Source organism: Nocardia sp. NPDC059229 (genome assembly GCF_042754165.1).
In the GTDB taxonomy this organism is placed as follows: Bacteria; Actinomycetota; Actinomycetes; order Mycobacteriales; family Mycobacteriaceae; genus Nocardia.
On record NZ_JBHZAK010000006.1, the window covers coordinates 126,795 to 144,598 of the forward strand.

The 17,804-nt window shown below is 68.4% G+C and carries 17 protein-coding genes; 7 read left to right on the plus strand and 10 right to left on the minus strand.

Annotated features, from left to right (window positions below):
• Positions 1–168: 168 nt before the first annotated feature.
• From ACFXHE_RS16060 to ACFXHE_RS16070, 3 genes are all read right to left on the minus strand, one after another.
• A complete protein-coding gene (locus tag ACFXHE_RS16060; protein ID WP_379383675.1) occupies positions 169–1,506 on the minus strand; it encodes an MFS transporter in 1,338 nt (445 codons plus the stop codon).
• Between the two features lie 118 nt (positions 1,507–1,624).
• Positions 1,625–2,674, minus strand: coding sequence for a 3-keto-5-aminohexanoate cleavage protein (locus ACFXHE_RS16065; RefSeq protein WP_379383677.1), 1,050 nt, complete (start codon positions 2,672–2,674; stop codon positions 1,625–1,627).
• Positions 2,675–2,720: 46 nt separating this feature from the next.
• Positions 2,721–3,071: a carboxymuconolactone decarboxylase family protein gene (locus tag ACFXHE_RS16070; RefSeq protein ID WP_379384172.1), complete on the minus strand. Its 351-nt coding sequence runs from the start codon at positions 3,069–3,071 to the stop codon at positions 2,721–2,723.
• A 166-nt stretch (positions 3,072–3,237) separates the two neighbouring features.
• Here ACFXHE_RS16070 and ACFXHE_RS16075 point away from each other — a divergent pair, with 166 nt between their 5' ends.
• Positions 3,238–4,266, plus strand: a complete 1,029-nt coding sequence (locus ACFXHE_RS16075) for an AraC family transcriptional regulator (protein WP_379383679.1) — start codon at positions 3,238–3,240, stop codon at positions 4,264–4,266.
• A gap of 228 nt (positions 4,267–4,494) precedes the next feature.
• On the plus strand, positions 4,495–6,660 hold the full coding sequence (locus ACFXHE_RS16080; protein ID WP_379383681.1) for an ArnT family glycosyltransferase: 2,166 nt from the start codon (positions 4,495–4,497) through the stop codon (positions 6,658–6,660).
• Between the two features lie 160 nt (positions 6,661–6,820).
• On the opposite strand, the gene ACFXHE_RS16085 is transcribed toward ACFXHE_RS16080, so the two are convergent.
• Positions 6,821–8,077, minus strand: a complete 1,257-nt coding sequence (locus tag ACFXHE_RS16085; protein WP_379383683.1) for an alpha/beta hydrolase — start codon at positions 8,075–8,077, stop codon at positions 6,821–6,823.
• Between the two features lie 95 nt (positions 8,078–8,172).
• On the opposite strand from ACFXHE_RS16085, the gene ACFXHE_RS16090 reads away from it, so the two are divergent.
• The 4 genes from ACFXHE_RS16090 to ACFXHE_RS16105 all read left to right on the plus strand — a co-directional run bounded on the left by ACFXHE_RS16090 (position 8,173) and on the right by ACFXHE_RS16105 (position 10,728).
• Positions 8,173–8,628 (plus strand): MarR family winged helix-turn-helix transcriptional regulator, encoded by a 456-nt coding sequence (locus ACFXHE_RS16090; RefSeq protein ID WP_379383684.1) that lies wholly within the window; start codon positions 8,173–8,175, stop codon positions 8,626–8,628.
• A 138-nt stretch (positions 8,629–8,766) separates the two neighbouring features.
• Positions 8,767–9,522: a 4-hydroxy-tetrahydrodipicolinate reductase gene (gene dapB, locus ACFXHE_RS16095; protein WP_379383686.1), complete on the plus strand. Its 756-nt coding sequence runs from the start codon at positions 8,767–8,769 to the stop codon at positions 9,520–9,522.
• Positions 9,519–10,025 (plus strand): hypothetical protein, encoded by a 507-nt coding sequence (locus ACFXHE_RS16100; RefSeq protein ID WP_379383688.1) that lies wholly within the window; start codon positions 9,519–9,521, stop codon positions 10,023–10,025. Before dapB ends, ACFXHE_RS16100 begins: the two co-directional genes overlap by 4 nt.
• 55 nt (positions 10,026–10,080) lie before the next feature.
• Positions 10,081–10,728: a hypothetical protein gene (locus ACFXHE_RS16105; protein WP_379383689.1), complete on the plus strand. Its 648-nt coding sequence runs from the start codon at positions 10,081–10,083 to the stop codon at positions 10,726–10,728.
• 258 nt (positions 10,729–10,986) lie between these two features.
• On the opposite strand, the gene puuE is transcribed toward ACFXHE_RS16105, so the two are convergent.
• The 6 genes from puuE to ACFXHE_RS16135 all read right to left on the minus strand — a co-directional run bounded on the left by puuE (position 10,987) and on the right by ACFXHE_RS16135 (position 16,231).
• Positions 10,987–11,904, minus strand: coding sequence for an allantoinase PuuE (gene puuE, locus ACFXHE_RS16110; protein WP_379383691.1), 918 nt, complete (start codon positions 11,902–11,904; stop codon positions 10,987–10,989).
• Entirely contained in the window at positions 11,901–12,932 is a 1,032-nt protein-coding gene (gene alc, locus ACFXHE_RS16115) for an allantoicase (protein ID WP_379383693.1), read from the minus strand. The genes puuE and alc overlap by 4 nt, the downstream gene beginning before the upstream one ends.
• On the minus strand, positions 12,929–14,143 hold the full coding sequence (locus ACFXHE_RS16120; protein ID WP_379383695.1) for a DUF6986 family protein: 1,215 nt from the start codon (positions 14,141–14,143) through the stop codon (positions 12,929–12,931). Before ACFXHE_RS16120 ends, alc begins: the two co-directional genes overlap by 4 nt.
• Positions 14,140–14,886, minus strand: coding sequence for an aspartate/glutamate racemase family protein (locus tag ACFXHE_RS16125; RefSeq protein ID WP_379383697.1), 747 nt, complete (start codon positions 14,884–14,886; stop codon positions 14,140–14,142). The genes ACFXHE_RS16120 and ACFXHE_RS16125 overlap by 4 nt, the downstream gene beginning before the upstream one ends.
• Positions 14,887–14,961: 75 nt before the next feature.
• Positions 14,962–15,696 carry a GntR family transcriptional regulator gene (locus ACFXHE_RS16130; RefSeq protein ID WP_379383699.1) on the minus strand — a complete coding sequence of 245 codons (735 nt, stop codon included), beginning with the start codon at positions 15,694–15,696 and terminating at the stop codon, positions 14,962–14,964.
• A gap of 88 nt (positions 15,697–15,784) precedes the next feature.
• Positions 15,785–16,231, minus strand: a complete 447-nt coding sequence (locus tag ACFXHE_RS16135) for a MarR family winged helix-turn-helix transcriptional regulator (protein WP_379383701.1) — start codon at positions 16,229–16,231, stop codon at positions 15,785–15,787.
• A gap of 86 nt (positions 16,232–16,317) precedes the next feature.
• Between ACFXHE_RS16135 and ACFXHE_RS16140 the strand changes: the two genes are divergently transcribed.
• Positions 16,318–17,802 carry a DHA2 family efflux MFS transporter permease subunit gene (locus ACFXHE_RS16140; protein ID WP_379383703.1) on the plus strand — a complete coding sequence of 495 codons (1,485 nt, stop codon included), beginning with the start codon at positions 16,318–16,320 and terminating at the stop codon, positions 17,800–17,802.
• Positions 17,803–17,804: the final 2 nt, after the last annotated feature.

The window sequence follows — 17,804 nt, forward strand, 5'->3', positions numbered from 1 at the left end:
GCTGATGATCTGCCCGGTTTCGACCGCACATGAGCGGTGATGAGTTTGCGGCGCAAGTGTTTTCAGTTCCCGCCGGGTTGGGGCACGACAGCGCGACCTTGTCAGCTGGTTCGATGCCGTGTGCGGCGAGCAGATGCGCGATCTGGTTCGCGGCGGCGTCGAACGTGGTCAGGCGGCCGGGCGGCTCGTTTCCAATCGGGCGAGGCAGCGCAGCCCGGCCGGGTAGGCGTATTTGCCCACCGCCAGGGCGGCTATGGCGCCGATATACGCGAGCGGAACCAGGCGCAGCGCGGCGGCGAGCCCGTAACGGTCGGCGAGGAGGCCCACGACCAGCGGCCCCAGGGCGAGCCCGAAGATGTTGTTGGCCAAGGTCACCGTGGCGAGAGCGGTCGCCCGCAGGCTGGCGTGGGTGAGGCTGGCGACCATCGAGGTCGTCGCTCCCGCCGATCCGGCGGCGGTCACCGCTCCCAGCGCCAGGATGGTCAGCTGGGCGGCACCGGTGCCGAGGCTGAACGCGATGGTGAGCAGGACCAGCGAGACCGCGCAGTAGACCAGTGCAGTGCTCCATTGACGTATCGGGTGCCGTCGGCCGACGCGGTCGGTGATGATGCCGCACACAATCATTCCGGTCCCGATAAGCAGTACATATCCCGAGGCCACAAGCCCGGCGCGGTCGGTTGGCATGGAATAGGAGCGGTTGAAGAAGCTCGGCAGCCAGGCCATCAGCACGGCTGCGACGAACAGTTGCAGACCGCCGCCGACGTAGGCGCACCACACCGACACCGATGAGAACAGGCTCGAGAGCGGTGCCCGCACGGCGGCGCCGGTCGGCGTGGCAGCCGCTTCGTCGGTCGCCGCTGATTCGGCGAAAGTGTGTCGGCCCAAAGCGGATTCGGTGACCACCATGCGGAACGTGCCGACCAGGAGCAGCCCGAGCCCGGCCATCAGGGAGAAGGTCCAGCGCCAGCCGATGTGCGCGGCGACGACACCGCCCAGCGCGACACCCAGGACCGACCCGAACGAGCCGCCCGCCAGGAACGCACCGCTCAGGGAGGCGCGCAGGTGCGGGGCGAACACCGCCAGCATCACCGCGGCGCCAACGCTGCCATAGGCGGCTTCACCGACTCCGACCAGGAAACGCGCGCTCAGCATCTGCCCGTATCCGGTGGCGAGCGCGCACAGCAGAGTGGCCAGACTCCAGACCGTCGCCATGATCAGCATGCTGCGCACGCGTCCCCAGCGATCCGCCACCAGGGACAGGGGGAACGCCAGCAGCCCCACCATCAGGGCCACGATGCTGCTCAATGAGCCCAGCCGTGAATCCGACAGTCCCCATTCGTTTTTCAGTAGCGGGAACACCGCCGATAGCACCTGACGGGACATGTAGTCCGACAGCATCAATCCGAAGGTCAGTCCGAACACGACCCACGGGAAGCTCCGTGAGCGGGCTCGCGACGGTCCTGCGGCCGTCGCCGACAAGTCGGTGGGGGTGGTGGAGATGTCCATGGCGCTTCCTCGAGCCTGGTGGAACCGACGGACCGGCGAGGCCGGATCCTGTCGACGAACACATTTGCGTGGTGCGCCGGCCGCACCGGGTGCGACCGGCGCACTCACCTGCGAAAGATCAAGCGTGGTGCAGGAATCCGACCTGGCCGGGCTGCCGGTTGGGCGGGTACCCGATCTTGGCCAGCGCGTCGTCGGTGTCGGCGTAGACCTGGTCGAACAGGTAGATGTCGCGCGCCTCCTTGCAGGAGGCCACGCCGCGGCCGAGCTCGTCGGCAATGCGGACCATCTGCTCGACCTGTTCGACCGAGGTGCGTCGTTCGCCCTTGCGGCCCCACAGGTTGTCCTCGATGCCGACTCGGACGTGCTGGCCCAGCGCGATCGCGATCGTGCACATCGGGGTGACATTGCGCATGATCGTTTCGATGGTCAGCACCGCGCCGTCCGGAGTGCGGCGGATGAACTCGAGCAGGTCCGCCGGATGCAGGCCCGCCGCGCCGCCGCCGATCGCCACGTAATTCAGCACCAGCGGGCCGGTGTAGAGGCCGCGGCGGATCAACCGCTCGACGGTCTCGAGTTGATGCACCGAGCCGAGCATGAAGTGTGGCTGGATACCCGCCGCGGTCAGCCGCCGCAGATGCTCGAGATGGAACTCCGGCCCAGCCTCGACCACCATGTCGCGATACGCCCTGGCCAGCACCGGGTTCTGCAGCGAGGTGCCCGCGATATCGTCGTCGCTCAGCAACTCCATGACGTTCATCTGGCTGGTGTTGATGGCAATGGTGACCTGATCCGGTTTCGGATCCAGCTCGGCCAGCAGGTGGCGGGTGTCGTAATCCAGCCACTTCGCCTGGTCGCCGCCTTCCGGTGGCGCGAACGAAATCGAACCGCCGACCTGGAGAATCATCTCGGGTACCGCTTCGCGCAGGCGGCCGAGCATCTCGTTGAACAGCTCGAGCCGCTTCGACCCGTGTCCATCGGCTTCCCGCACGTGGACGTGCAGCACCTGTGCGCCCGCGTTGTAGCAGTCCACCGCCTTCTGGACCTGCTCGTCCATCGTCACCGGAATGTCGTCGGAATCTCCTGGCAGGAATTCCGGGCCGTAAGGCGCTACCTGGATGACCAGTTTCTCCTGGTTCTCCGGCAGCAGCGAATCGTCGAGATAGTGCATTATCGTCCTTCCTGATTCTGGTGAGTTGCGCGTTGCGGCAGCGGATTCACCGCTGTTGCGCGCGGCGACGCTCGAAGGCGTCGAGTTCTTCGGCGAGCACGGGGACCCCGATGTTGCACGCGTGAATGCCCAGCACACTGGTCAGCTCGAGGACGGCGAGGATCTCCTCGCGGGACACGCCGAGCTCCAGGGCGGCGCGAATGTGGCGGCGCACGCCCGGCGAGTACATGTGGGTGCACGCGGCGTCGACCGCGATGCTCAGCAACTCGACGAACTGTGGGGACAGCACGCCACGGCGGATCGGCAGCGTACCCATGGACATGAATTGCTCGGTCCACTCCGGGTCCCAGTCGAACAGCTTGTCCCACAACGGATTCCATGCTCCTTGTGCGCGCATGGCGTCGACGGCGGGCGTGGGCACGGACGTGGACTCGGTGGTCACGGGCAGCTCCTGTGATGCGGTGAACGTGATAGCCGTCACGGTATGCGTGGCCGAGTCATCATGTTTGACTGAACGGGACCGAAAGATTGACAATCTGGGACATCTCGAAGGAGGGGTGCCGATGGCTCCGATGGTCCGAAGCGCCGTCCTGTCCGGCTATGTCGATTTGACCCTGTCATTGGGAATCGACCCGATGCTGATGTTGCGATCGGTGGGCATCGGCGCCGCAGCGGTCAGCGCCAGCGATTCCTGGCTGCCCGCCGCCGCGGTGGATCTGCTGTTGGAACGCACTGCGCGCGAAGCGAACTGCGAGGAATTCGGCCTACACCTGGCCGAGCGTCGCAGCTTGGCCAACCTCGGGCCGGTCGCGCTGGTCGCCCGCGAGGAACCCGATATTCGCAGTGCCCTGCAGATCGTGCTCCGCTATATCTCCCTGCACAATGAGGCGCTGCGCACCCGGCTCACCCAGGCCGACAGTCTGACCACCATTCACGTCCAGGCCGCACCCGGAGCCTCGCTCGGTCGGCAGGCCACCGAGCTCACCGTCGGTGCCACCTGCCGCATCCTGCGAGAGCTCCTCGGTCAGTCCTGGCATCCGCTGTCGGTCTGCTTCACCCACGGCGCACCCGAACAGCGCGGCGATTCCCACCGGATCCTCGGGCCCACAATCGAATTCGAGCAGAGTTTCAACGGCATCGTGTGTTACACCCACGACCTCGACACCGCCAACCCGCTCGCCGACCCCCTGCTCCGTCCCTATGCCCGTGAATACCTGCGATCCCTGACCCCGGTCGGCGAATCCACCGCCGAGCAAGCGCGCGCCATCATCGAAACACTGCTGCCCACCCATCAGTGCTCGGCCGCCACCGTCGCCGCCCGCCTCGGCATCGACCGTCGAACTCTGCACCGATACCTGGCCCGCAGCGGAGAAACCTTCACCACCCTCCTCAACACCACCCGCCTCGATCTCGCCCACCGCTACCTCACCCACCACGACCGCACCCTCACCGCCATCGCCACCGAACTCGGCTTCTCCGAACTCAGCGCCTTCTCCCGATGGTTCCGCCACCACACCGGCCACAGCCCCACCCACCTCCGCACGCCACAACTCCGGCACAGCGCAGCACCGTCTGCTGCCGACGGTGTTTAGCCACGGAAAGAGAAGTGTGGCAACCACTTTCAGCCGAATCCGGAACGTCTGCGCGGCCGCAGCCTAAGGGCCCACAGGCGCCGGCCGGAAGGTTCCAGCAGCCCACTCGACCGCCGCGGACCGCGAAGAGACCGACGACGAGGGCCGTGGCCAGGGCAGGGCTGGTGGGCGCGGCTCACCGGAAGCTCCCTGCGGGCTCACAGGGTTCATTGGACTCCGGGGCGCTGAATGGTCAGCGTGACCACATCACTCCAGGACAACCCGCCAGTGGTTCCGCCGCCGCCCGCGGCGGCTGCACAGGAGGCCGGACGGTTCAGCGGTAAGACCGCCGAACGTGCCGGTCTGGCCGCGCTCCTAGTCGCGACGGCGGTGATGTATCTGTGGAACATCACCATCAATGGGATGGGCAACCAGTTCTACGCCGGGGCCGCGTGGGCCGGGTCGAAGAACTGGGAAGCGCTCCTGTTCGGTTCACTGGATCCCGCGAACTTCATCACCGTCGACAAACCGCCGGTGTCGCAGTGGGTGATGGGGCTGTCGGGGCAGATCTTCGGATTCTCCACTGCCAGCATGCTGATTCCGCAAGCCCTGATGGCGGTGGCCGCGGTGGGGCTGCTGTACGGCGCGGTGCGGCGGCTGACGGGTAGCCATTACACCGGCCTGCTCGCCGGAGCCGCGCTGGCGTTGACGCCGGTCGCGGCGTTGATGTTCCGGTTCAACAACCCGGACGCGGTCATGGTGCTGCTCATGATGGCCGGTGCGTACGCCACGGTTCGCGCTCTCGAACGCGCCTCGACCAAGTGGATTCTGCTGGCCGGTGTGGCGCTGGGGTTCGCGTTCCTGGCCAAGATGCTCGAGGGCCTGATGGTGCTGCCCGCGCTGGGGCTGGTCTATCTCATCGCCGCGCCGAATTCGATCCGCGCCCGCCTCGTGCAGCTGGTCGGGGCGCTCGTCGCGCTGGTGGTGTCGAGCGGATGGTACGTGCTGGTCACGCTGCTGTGGCCGGCGTCGAGCCACCCGTATCTGGCCGGCTCGACCGACAACAACTTCATGAATCTGGTGCTGGGCTACAACGGCTTCGCCCGCGTGCTCGGCCGCAACCACCGTGGTGCTCCGGGCGGTGGCGCGCCGCACGACCCGACCACCGCGGCACCCGATCCGGCCGCCGCGGCGGACACGGCCGCGCAGGCCGGTCCGGGCGGACACGGCGGCGGTGGATTCGGCGGCTTCGGCGGGCAGGTCCGCGGCGTGGGACGGCTGTTCACCGGTGAATTCGGCTTCGAGATCGGCTGGCTGCTGCCGGCCGCGCTGGTGGCCATGGTGCTGGTGCTGGTCTCGCGGGGCCGGGCGCCGCGCACCGACCTGGTGCGGGCGGCCGCGATCCTGTTCGGGCTGTGGATCCTCATCGACGGCGGCGTGCTCAGCTACATGAGCGGCACCGTGCACCCGTACTACTGCCTGTCGATCGCACCGGCCGTGGCCGGCATGTTCGCGGTCGGCATCCACGAGATGTGGACCAGGCATGACACCATCCTCGGCCGTTTCGGCCTGGCCGCGCTGGTGGCGACCACCGGCGTGTGGAGTTTCGTACTGCTGCACCGCAACAGCGGCTGGTACCCCGAACTGCGCTGGGCGGTTCTGGCACTGACCGTCGTGGCGACCGTGCTGCTCGTGCTGCCGTGGGCCCGGGACAACCGCCGTCTCGCCGCCGCGGCACTGGCGCTCGGCCTGTTCGCGAGCCTGTCCGGCGCGACCGCCTACTCGATCGCCACCATCGCCACCCCGCACGGTGGCGGCGGCCCGACCGTCGGGCCGGCGAGTGCCGTGGGCGGCCGTGGCGGCGGCTTCGGTCAGTCCCAGCCCAACCAGCAGCTGGCGGCCCTGCTGAAGACGTCCGACTCGACATGGGCAGCCGCGATCAACGGCTCCTCCGCCGCGGCGGGCCTGGAGTTGCAGACCGACAAGGCGGTCATGGCCATCGGCGGCTTCTCCGGCAGCGACCCGACCCCGACCCTGGCGGAGTTCCAAGCCGATGTGAAGACCGGCAAGATCGGCTACTACATCGTGCAGAACAACAATGACCGTGGCGGAAACGGCAACGGCGACGGCGACAACGGGAACGGCAACGGCGGCAACGGGAACGGCAACCGTGAGCCCGGCGCCCCCGCCGCCGGAGGTGAGCGCAACCGGCAGCAGGGCGGCGGCCAGAACCCCGCCGATCAGCCGGCCCGCCAAGGCGCCCAGCCCGAGCAGGGCGCGCAGGGCGGCCCGGGCAACCAGGGTGGCTTCGGTCGCAACCAGCACACCGACATCACGGACTGGGTGACCGCGACCTTCACACCCCAGCAGATCGGCAACACCACGGTCTACAAGCTGACCGGCTACACCGGCTAGCCCACCGACCCGAAAGGCCCGGCGCGCAAGGGAATCCATTGCGCACCCGGCCTTTCGAGTCCCGGTCGGCCGGGATGTCGAACGGCTCGCGGTGTGCCGCCCGCGGACCGGGCGTCAGCGCGCAATTGCGCTGAGCGGCGGGCGACTTCGGGATCGGTGCTCACGCCGAGCGCAGCCGCTGGATGGCCAACGGCACTGCGCCCGACCACCATTGCGGATCGGCGGTGCCGTCGGTGGTGCGTCCGTCGCGGTGGACGTAGTGCCGCACATCGCGTCCCGGCGTCGTGAACTCGCCGGCCAGGGCTCGTTCCAGCCATTCGGCGCCGAATCGGAAGACTTCGGCCGCCACGCCTCCCAGCGGATGGAATTCGCCCTCGTAGACGCGAATCTCCTTGGGCGCGCGAACGAGTTCGTAATTGGCGAGCGCCTGTTCGAGTGGGGTCAGCTCGTCGAACTCGCCGATGCCGTACAGCACCGGGCACGCGATGTCACCGACCAGATCATTCAGCGGCATCCGGTCCCTCAGATCCCGGTCGAAGGCCGCTTCGTCGTCGCAGCCCGCCATGTACATGTAGTTGTTCTTGAAGGTCGGCTGCGCTTGCTCGAAGATGGTCCGGAAATCGCCGGTCGGCGCCTCGAAGGCCGCCAACGCCGCCAGCCTCGGCTCCGTCGCGGCCGCACGCGATCCCCAATACCCACTCATGCTGATGCCGAACATGCCGATGCGGAGCGGATCCACTTCCGGCAGTTCGCTCAGATAGTCGATGTAATGCCGCACGGCGCGTTCGTAGTTGGTGAGGTCGACGGTCAGGCCGTGCGCCCGGCTCTCGCCCTGCCCAGGGCCCTCGATGGACAGCGCGACCATGCCCCGCGAGGTGTAGTACCGCTCGGCTGCGGCGATGTAGTCCTCCTTGATCATGTCCATGCCGGGGCCGAGAATCACCGCCGGGGCCCGATGCACCGGCCCCGCCGGCAGATGCAGCAGTGCGAAGATCTGCTTGCCCTCGAAGTCCAGCGCCACCCTCCGGACCAGTCCGCCGCGCAGTTCTCCGAGCCGTTCGACGCAATGGTTGGCGCGGTCGCGGAACGCGAGTTTGCGTGGATCGGCCGCCTCGAAGATCGAGTACTGGGCCCGGCCCCACATCACGGCCGCCCGGGTGTAGAGGTCGGCGGCGGTGCGCGCGAACCCGTTTCGCTCATGGTGGGCGGCGCGCTCCTCGGCCTGGGCGGCGATGGTCACCCACGCCTTGGGCAGCATCGCCCCGCTCTGCACGAGTTCGAAGACCTTGTCGAAGTCGGTGTGGTCGTGACCGAGTTGCTCCATGGTGCCCTTCGCCTGCGGATGCAGGGCGTCGAATCCGCCCTGGGCGAGGGCGATGTCGAGGGCCCAGCTCTGGCCCAGGGATCGAGTGGTCATGGTGGGTGCTCCTTCAATAAGATAAGTACTTATCTATTAAGTACTTAGACTAAGCTGCTGTCAACCCCGCACGATCCGCCGACAGGAGACCCACCGTGACCGAAGACCTCGATGCGGACCGCGCGACAGCCCTCGACCTGCTGGCCCGGGCCGCCTACCGGCTCAGCGCGGCGGACTCCCGGCTCCGGGGGCGCGCGACCCGATCCCCCAAGGCGCTGTCGCTCACCCATGCGCGCGCCCTGCGTGCGCTGGCCGACCGCGGGCCGCTCACGATCGGCCAACTCGCCGCCATGGCCGAAACAACCGGCGCCGCAACCACTCAGCTGGTCAACGGCCTGGCCGCGGCGGGATACGTCACCAGGGAACGCCCGCCCGGCGACAAACGCTCGGTTCTGGTCACGCTGACCGAGGCCGGGCGCATCCGGTGCCGCGAGCGCATGACGGCCATGACCGACGCCCTGCGAGACGAACTGGCCGATCAGGACATCGCCGTGCTGAGGTCCGCCACCGAGGTCCTCGACCGGCTCGTCGGGGTCTACGACCAGCTGTGACCGCCGACCCGGAGAAGGTCGGCCGCACCTGTGCCTCGAAGCTGGCGGCCGACTCGTCCGAAACGGCCGCGCGCGTGGCGTTTCGCCGACCCGATAGGCTCGACCCGTTCCTTGATCGGTCATAGCGAAGGAGACCAGGTGACCACGAACCGGATCCGGGTGGGTGTGCTCGGGGCGCGCGGCAAGGTCGGGCAGGCCATTTGTGCCGGGGTCGAGGCGGCCGCGGATCTGGAGCTGGTGGCGGAGGTCGACAAGGGCGATTCGCTGGAGGCGTTCACGGCCGCCGGAACAGAGGTCGTGGTCGACTTCACGCACCCGGATGTGGTGATGCCCAATCTGAAGTGGCTGGTGGAGAACGGGATTCACGCCGTGGTCGGCACCACCGGCTTCGACGCCGAGCGGCTGGAGCAGGTGAAGGGCTGGCTGGCGGCCAAGCCGGAGGTCGGGGTGCTGATCGCGCCGAACTTCGCCATCGGCGCCGTGCTGAGCATGCGGTTCGCCGAGCAGGCCGCGCGCTTCTTCGACTCGGTCGAGGTCATCGAGCTGCACCACCCGAACAAGGCGGACGCGCCGTCGGGCACCGCCTTCCGGACCGCCGCGCTCATCGCCGCGGCCCGGGAGAAAGCGGGTGTGGGCCGCAGCCCCGACGCCACCAGCCAGGAGCTGGAGGGTGCGCGTGGCGCGGACGTGGACGGCGTGCGGGTGCACTCGGTGCGGCTGGCCGGACTGGTCGCGCACCAGGAGGTGCTGTTCGGCACGCAGGGGGAGACGCTGACCATCCGCCACGACTCGCTCGACCGCACCTCCTTCGTGCCCGGTGTGCTGCTGGGCGTGCGCAAGACGCCGCTGCGCCCCGGTCTCACCGTGGGCATCGACCCGCTGCTCGACCTGTGAGCACGCCCACCGCGAATCCTGCCGACGGCAACGGCCGCGAGGTCTTCAAGCGGGTCGGTTTCATCGCGGCCCTGGTGGTGGTGCTCGGGTTCTACTTCGTGCTGCTGGGCCGGATCGGGATCGACCTGATCGCCACCGGTAAGCCGGCCGCGGTGGGCCTGGGCATCGGCGTGTTCATCCTGCCGGTGCTGGGCGTGTGGATCGTGGCGACCAGTGTCCGCGCCGCCTTCGCCCACCAGCACCTGGCCCGCCGTATGCACGACGAGGGCGGCGAGCTGGATGTCTCCGATCTGCCGCGCCGCCCGTCCGGACGTATCGAGAAGGCTGCTGCCGACGCGCTTTTCGAGCAGGTGAAGCAGGAATTCGAGGCGGACCCGCAGAACTGGCGCACCAACTACCGCGCCGCCCGCGCCTACGACTACGCCGGCGACCGCACCCGCGCACGCGAAATGATGAAGCGCGCAGTGGAATTGGAGCGCGGGGACCGGCCCGGGACACGGTAGCCGCGACTTCGCAGGAAACCTGCCGGTAGGTTGCGACCGGGGTAAAGTCCGCCCGGTGAGGTTCAAGGTGGGTTATGCGCTGGCGATAGCCTGCGCGACGATGGGGTCGCCTGCGGTGGGGTCGGCGATGGCACGCGCGGACGACGCGCCGTCCTGCATCGAGTCGGAGAACGACTACAAACTGGAATGGCAGGTCAGCTGGTCGATCTACGAGGCCGAGCAGCAGAATCCGGCCGACGGCCGATCGGTGACCGAGGTGAATCTGCCGGTCACCATCGCGGCGCCGCTGGACAAGGTGTGGGACGTGTACACCGATGTCCGCAATGGTATCGGCCGCCACTCGTTCCTGAAGGACATCATCGTCCACCGCACCTGCGATGACGGTGACACGCAGATCGCGGATTTCACCGCGCTCGAGGACATTCCGATGGGCCCGGTCACCTTCCCCGGGCACACCCAGGCCGAGCAGCGCCTGCACCCGGACGAGCACTACTACACGACCGACAGCTGGGACGTCCCGAATGTGACCACCCACCAGCTGATCACCTTCACCGACAACGGTGACGGCACGACCACCGTCAACGAGCATCTGACCTTCGTCGCTGATGCGGCCCTGATCGACTTCACCGCCGGCAACGGGGTGGCCGCGCACCAGGCGACGCAGGAGGGCATCAAGCGCGATATCGAAAGCGGCGCGCTCTGAGGCGTTTTCGCCCGACGACAGCGAACGACGGAATCGCCCGACACGCAAATACGGCCCGGAACCTGTTGGTTCCGGGCCGTATTCGTGGTGCCGCCGATGCGTCCAGCGGTACCCCACACCGAAGGGAGATCCGGGCACCCGTGACGGGCGGGTCCCGGTGGAGAGTCGGTGTGCGGTTCCGGCCGCACCGGCGTTCCCGGTACCGGGGTGATCGCGCAATCACCCCGGGCCACAGTGGTTTTCGGGTTCCCCCGGCCGTCAGGACGCGGGATGCACCGTGCGCCAGTGCTCGGCGATGTCGATGCGCCGCGCCAGCCACACCTTCTCGTGTGACTGCACGTAATCCAGGAAGCGCTCCAGCGCCTTGGCCCGCGCCGGCTTGCCGATGATGCGGCAGTGCAGGCCGACCGACAGCATCTTCGGCGCACCCGCCGCGCCCTCGGCGTAGAGCACGTCGAAGGCGTCCTTCAGGTAGGTGAAGAACTCCTCGCCGTTGGCGAATCCGGCGGGGGAGGAGAAGCGCATGTCATTGGATTCGAGCGTGTACGGCAGCACGAGGTGATCCTGGCCGGCGACCTTCACCCAGTAGGGCAGATCGTCGGCGTAGGAATCGGAGTCGTAGACGAAGCCGCCGTGCTCCACCACCAGCTCGCGGGTCTGCGGCGAATCGCGGCCGGTGTACCAGCCCTTGGGCGCCTCACCGAAGAGCTTGGTGATGATACGCACCGCCTCTTCCAGGTGCGCGCGCTCGGTCTCGGCATCCACCATCTGGTAGGAGATCCAGCGCAGACCGTGCGAGCAGATGTCGTAGCCATTGCGCTTGAACGCCGCTACGGCCTCCGGATTGCGCTCCAGCGCCCGCGCCACCCCGAAGATGGTCAGCGGAATATCGCGGGATTCGAACAGCCGCAGCACCCGCCAGAGTCCGGCGCGGGAGCCGTACTCGTAGATGGTCTCCATCGACATGTGCCGGTTCGGAAACGCCGCTGCCGGAACGATATCCGACAGGAACGTCTCCGAGGCCTCGTCGCCGTCGAGGACATTGTTCTCGCCGCCCTCCTCGTAGTTGAGGACGAAGTTGACCGCGATGTTCGCCTCACCCGGCCACTGCGGGTGCGGCGGGTTGGGGCCGTAGCCCACCATGTCCCGCTGATAGTTCAGATCGAAATCGCTCATGCCAGTTCATTTTCCAGCTCGGCACGCAGTCGCGCCCGGGCTTCGTCGGTCAGGGTGCCGAAGAGCCGCAGCCGGGCCAGGCCGCCGTCGGGGAAGGCGTCCAGGCGCACCTGGACGACCGCCGCGTCCGCGTCGATCAGGAAGCGGTGGCGGGTGTCGGGCTGCAGGCGGGTGCGGCCCAGCAGTTCGACCTCGGTGCCGTCGGCGCGAATGCCGGTGAGGGCGCCCGCGCCCGGGCTGTTGAACAGGAAGTACGAGGTGTCGATCTCGGCGGCGGTGATCACGCCCTCGGCGGCCAGCTGCACCAGCACCCAGTCGTTGGTGTTCTTGTCGCGGCGGCGCGCGGTCTCCCAGCCGTCGCCCATGCTGCGGGCTCGGCCCGGCATGAGCACGTTCTGCGGGTGCGAGAAGAAGCGGTTGGAGCAGTCGGCGACCAGGCCGCCGTTCTCCACCGCGGCCAGGTCGAACGGGCCGGACTCCAGCCAGGCCAGGTCCGGCTTGGCGATGCCGTGCACGCGCAGGCGGGCGATGCCGCCGTCGGGGAACATGCGCAGCCGCACGTGGGTCCAGCGCTTGGGGGAGTCCACGGCGAACGGGTTCTGCGAATCGCCGGACACCTTGGCGCGCTCGACGATCGTGGTCCAGCCCTCGGCGGCGACCAGCTCGTCGACCGACGGATTGCCTTCCACCGCAATGGCTTCCACCGACACCTCGGGCGGGTAGTTGCCCTTGAACCAGGCGGTGTCCACCACGACGCCCTTGATCACGCCGGGCACGCCCAGTCGGACGATCGCGGTGTCGCAGTCGTCGCCGGCCGGGTGGTCGCCCTCGGCGCTGCGACGGCGGCGGGTCTCCCAGCCGTCGTACACCTGGCCCTTGTGGCCGAAGGTGGCGGGGGAGTAGGTGGCCTGCTCGGGCCGGATCAGGTTCTCCTTCTCGGCGAAGGACTCGTCGTTCGCCCACAGCACGGCGCCACCCAGGGTGCGCACGGCCAGATCGGGAAGCAGCGTGAAATCAACGTCGCTCATAGCGCCGGAATCTTCCTCTCTCGCAATTGATGCAATACCTCGACAGTGGCTTTGGGGGCGATCGCGGTGACCTCGGCGGGTTCGAAGGCGCCGCACTCCAGGCCGCGCAGCACCACGGTCGCCAGTGCCTGCGCAGTGGCCGGTTCGTCCATCACCGCGCCGCCCTGGCGATCCAGGTAGCGGCCGATGCGCGGGGCGGCGATGCCCAGGCCCTCGCGGAAGAACGCGAAGGTGGCCAGCCAGCGGGTGACCAGGTGGCCCGCGCCCATGTCCCAGCCCTGGTAGTAGCCGCGCTCGAGCGAGCGGGTGACCAGGCGGAAGTGCCGCGACACCGCCGCGCGCACCTCCGCGTCGGTGCCGATCGGCAGCACCTGGGTGGAGCCGTCACACACCCACACCCCCGTGGTGGCGGCCGCGGCCTGCATGACCGCCTTGGCGTGGTCGGCGACCGGGTGCTCCAGCGACTGGAACTTCGGGGCGATACCGCAGGCGGCGCTGTAATCGTAAGTGCCGTAGTGCAATCCGGTGCAGCGTCCGGCCGAGCGCTGGATCAGCCGGGCGACCGGGGCGGTGCCGTCGGCGGCGATGATGGCCTGCGGGCTCTCGATCTGCAGCTCGAACCGCAGCGATCCGGCGGCCAGCCCGTGAGCCGATTCGATGGCGTCGCACAGTTGCACGGTGAGATCGGCCTGCTCGACATGGCGGATCTTGGGCACGGTGAACACGAAGCCCTCGGGCACGCCGCCCGCGCCCTCGAGGACCTTCTCCAGGGTGCGCACGGCGCGCGCCCACTCCAGCGTGGTGAGGCCCTTCATACGGATGCCGCGCGAGGACACTTCGGCCGGAAGGGCTTTCAGCACCGCGCCGGCGTGCAGGGCGTCGCGGTCCTCGACCTCGTCGCCACGGGTGCCGTAGCCGTCCTCGAAGTCCAGCCGCAGGTCCTGGATGGGGCGCTCGCTCAGGGTTCGGAAAACCCGTGCGACGACGTCCGCACCGGCCAGCTCGACCAGCAGCTCCCGCTGGCTCTCGGCGAGTTCCAGTGCGGCCGTGCCCCATTGGGCGGGCAGGTCGATCGAGGCGTCCGCGCCGGAGGCGTACGCGGTGTGCACCGGCTGGCCCGGGCGGTCGCCCGGATAGAGCCGCAGCAGCTCCGAATCCACAGCCTGCAAACGGGATTCGATCCCGTTCCATGTCTCCGGTGGCAGCGTCACGCCTGAGCCTCCTGTTCTTCGATGCCGAAATCGGCGAGCAATCCCACATACGTCTTCGGTAGTGGGGCCGCGAATTCCCCGCGGCCGGACTTACGCAACTTCATGGTGACCAGCGACTGCACGGTCAGCGTGGCGGCAGCGACGCCGTCCACCACGGGCACCCCGACCTCCTCGGTCAGGTACTCGCACAGATCAGCCATCCCCGCGCAGCCGAGCACGATGGCGTCCGAGTTGTCGGCCAGCACGGCCTCCCGGCAGGCGTCGGCGATGATCTTGCGCGCCTCGGGATCCTCGAGTTCGAGCACCGGGATCTCGCAGGCGTGCACGTTCGCGCAGAACCGTTCCATCCCATAGCGTTCCGCCAGCTCCCAGGCCCGGCCGGCGGTGCGGCCGAGGGTGGTGACGACGCTGAATTTCCGGCCCAGATGGCTGGCCGCCTGCATGGCCGCCTCGGCGATGCCGATCACCGGGCCGCGCGCCAGCTCGCGCGCGGCGTCCAGTCCGGGATCGCCGAAACAGGCGATGACATAGCCGTCCACGCCCTCGGCCTCGCCGCGCGCGATCTCGGCCAGCAGTCCGGGCACGGCCAGCGCCTCGTCGTAGTGGCTCTCGATGGAGGCCGGGCCCATGTCGGGGTTGACGGCGTCGACCACCGTGCCGGGCGCGGCGACCAGGCGCGCGCTGTCCCCGATGAGCGCCGTCATCGCGGCGGTGGTGTTGGGATTGATGACCCGGATCCGCATGGATCCACGCTATCGAACAGAAATGGCTCCGGCGTTGCTTGAACCGTATATGTTCGAAAGCCCCAGGCTCAGGGGTTATATATCTTCTTCACCTGCGGGTTCGGCGAACAAACCGGTGTCGGTGGGCAGGTGCGAGAGGACGCCGTTCAAGCGTGCGTGGTGCCCCTCAGTGGCCGTCAGCAATGCTTCAGCATCCCTCGCGAGGAAGGCTTGCAGCTGCTTGCTGTGGTCGGCGTGCAGCACCACGCGATCCATGGTCGACACATGCACCATGGGCTGCACGGGTTCGGTGATGTTCCAGGCGTATTCGAGCATGTGCACCACGCGCGGCATGCCCGACGGGCGCACCAGGGCCAGGTGGAAGTTGCGGGTCTCGCGGTGATAGGCGACCGCGTTCTCGGTGAGCACCGCCTGCTCGAGGCGGGCGTGGATCTCGCGGGCCAGTTGATGATCGGCCTCGGTGGCGTTGTGCACGGCCGCCGCCAGCGCGGCGGACTCCAGGCGCTCGCGCACGATGTACAGCTCGCGCAGCTCGTCGGCGGTCAGCATGGTCACCTGGTAGCCGAAGTTGGGCCGATGCTCGACCAGGCCCTCGCCGATCAGGGTCTGCAGCGACTCGCGCACCGGAATGGCGCTCACGGTGAATTCGCGTGCGATCTCGCCCAGGGGCAAACCGGTACCGGGCGGCAGGTTTCCCTCCAGGATCAGCCGGCGCATTTCGCCGAGAATCTCCTGCTGGGAGTAGCCGCGGCGGGCATCCAGCGGCGGGTTGAGCTGGGGCAAACGGGGTAGGCGGGGGCGGGAAGGCACGGACCCAACCCTAGCCCTACGCGTAACCGGGTTCACAGCCGTCACCGGTTGTGAGCCATTTCGCGGCGGTTGCCCGGCCGCGTGTGGGTCAGCTCTCGTCGGTGTCGTAGCCCAGGGCCTTGAGCGAAAGCCGGTGCAGGGTATCCCTTTCCGCTGGGGTCAGGCGGGCGAGCAGCACATTGGTGGCGGCGGCGATCTTCGCATCGGTCTCCGCGCGGACCCGATTGCCGGCGGCGGTGATAGCCAGCCGGTATTTCCGGCGGTCGTGCGGATCGCGAGTGCGGGTGACCAGACCGGCCTTCTCGAGGCTGTCGATCAGTCGCACCACTTCGCTGCGGTCGATCTCCAGGACGTTGGCCATCTCCTGCTGGGAGATCTCACTGCTCTCGGCGAGGTAGGTGAGCACCCAGTGCTCGCGCAGGGGTGTCCCGAGGTGGGAGTGCATCGCCTTGTGCAGCTTGCCCAGTGCGTAGGTCGGGTGGCGCAGCAGGCTCGGGGGGTGGGCCTCGGCCGGGACGGAAGGTTCTTCGGGCACCCGCTGATTATATCTATTGTTGAGTTCCTCAATCATTGATACTCTCTGCAATTGAGTTGCTCATCAACTATTGAAGGAGGGGTCCGATGACGCAAATGCGTTCGGACACCAGGACATCCGGTGCCGGGGGAGCGCCCGCCCGGGCTCCCGTGCCCGCCGATTCCGACAAGATCCCCGCGCATGTCTGGCGCACCGCCGGCGTGGTGGTGTTCGGCGCGGTCATGGGCATGCTGGACACCTCGCTGGTCAATATCGGGCTGCACACCATCGGTGCGGATCTGGGTGCGTCGCTGGCCACGATTCAATGGGTGGCGAGCGGATACCTGCTGGCCCTCGGTGTTTCGCTCACCGTGTGCGGCTGGCTGGCGCGGCGGGTCGGCGTGACCCGGCTGTGGATGGGGGCGCTGGTCGCCTTCACCTTGACCTCGGCGGCGTGCGCCTTCGCGCCGACCGCGGGGTGGCTGATCGGAATGCGCGTCCTGCAAGGACTTGCGGCGGGACTCATGATCCCGGCCGGGCAGACCATCCTGGGTCAGGCGGCCGGGCCGCAGCGCATGGGCCGGGTCATGGGTGTGGTCGGCATCGCGGTGGTGGGCGCGCCCGCCATCGGGCCGACCATCGGCGGGCTCATGCTGGCGCACTGGAGCTGGGAGTGGTTGTTCCTCATCAACATTCCGTTCGGACTGGCCGGATTGGCGCTGGGGCTGCGGTATCTGCCACGGACCAGCGGGGTGGCGACACAGCCGCTCGACGTGATCGGACTGGTGCTCGCGGGTGGCGGCGTATCCGCGGTGGTGTACGGGTTGTCCGAGGTCGGGACCACGGGGTCGGTGACCTCGCCGTCGGTGTGGCTGCCCGTCGTGCTCGGGCTCGCGGGCCTGGCCGGATTCATCACCCGTGCGCTGCGCGGTGAACGGCCGCTGCTGGACATCCGGATGTTCGGCAACCACGCCTTCCGGGCCGCCACCAGCGCCAGCTTCTTCGCGGGCGGCGCCATGTTCGGCGTGATGGTGTTGCTGCCCTTGTACTTCCAGGTGCTGCACGGCACCGGACTCATTCGCACCGGCGTCGATCTGCTCAGCTACGGCCTGGGCGGCATCATCATGCTGCCGCTGGGCGGACGGCTGACCGACCGGTTCGGTGGCGGCCGGGTCGCGGTGCTCGGCAACCTCGCCATCGCCTGCGCCGTACTGCCGCTCGCGTTCCTGCCGGTCGGCGCGAACGGAATCCTCATCCAATTCCTGCTGTTCGCGGCGGGTATGGCCACCGGTGTCGGTGCCATGCCGCTGGTCTCGGCGGCGTACGCTGCCGTCCGGCACGAGCAGCTGCCCGACGCCACGGCCTTCGTGAACATCCTGCAGCGGGTGGGCGGCGCCGTCGCGGTGGCGCTGGTGGCGGTAATCCTCTCCCGGGCAACGTCATCCGGCTGGACGCCGGTGTCCGGCTACCACCTCGCCTTCGGGGTCCTCGCCGCCCTCTCGGTGGCGGCCTCTGCGGCCTCTCTCGTCCTGTACCGGCTGCAGCGGCGGGTGAAAGCGGCTGCCGCCGAACCGGTTCCCGCGCGACAATGAAC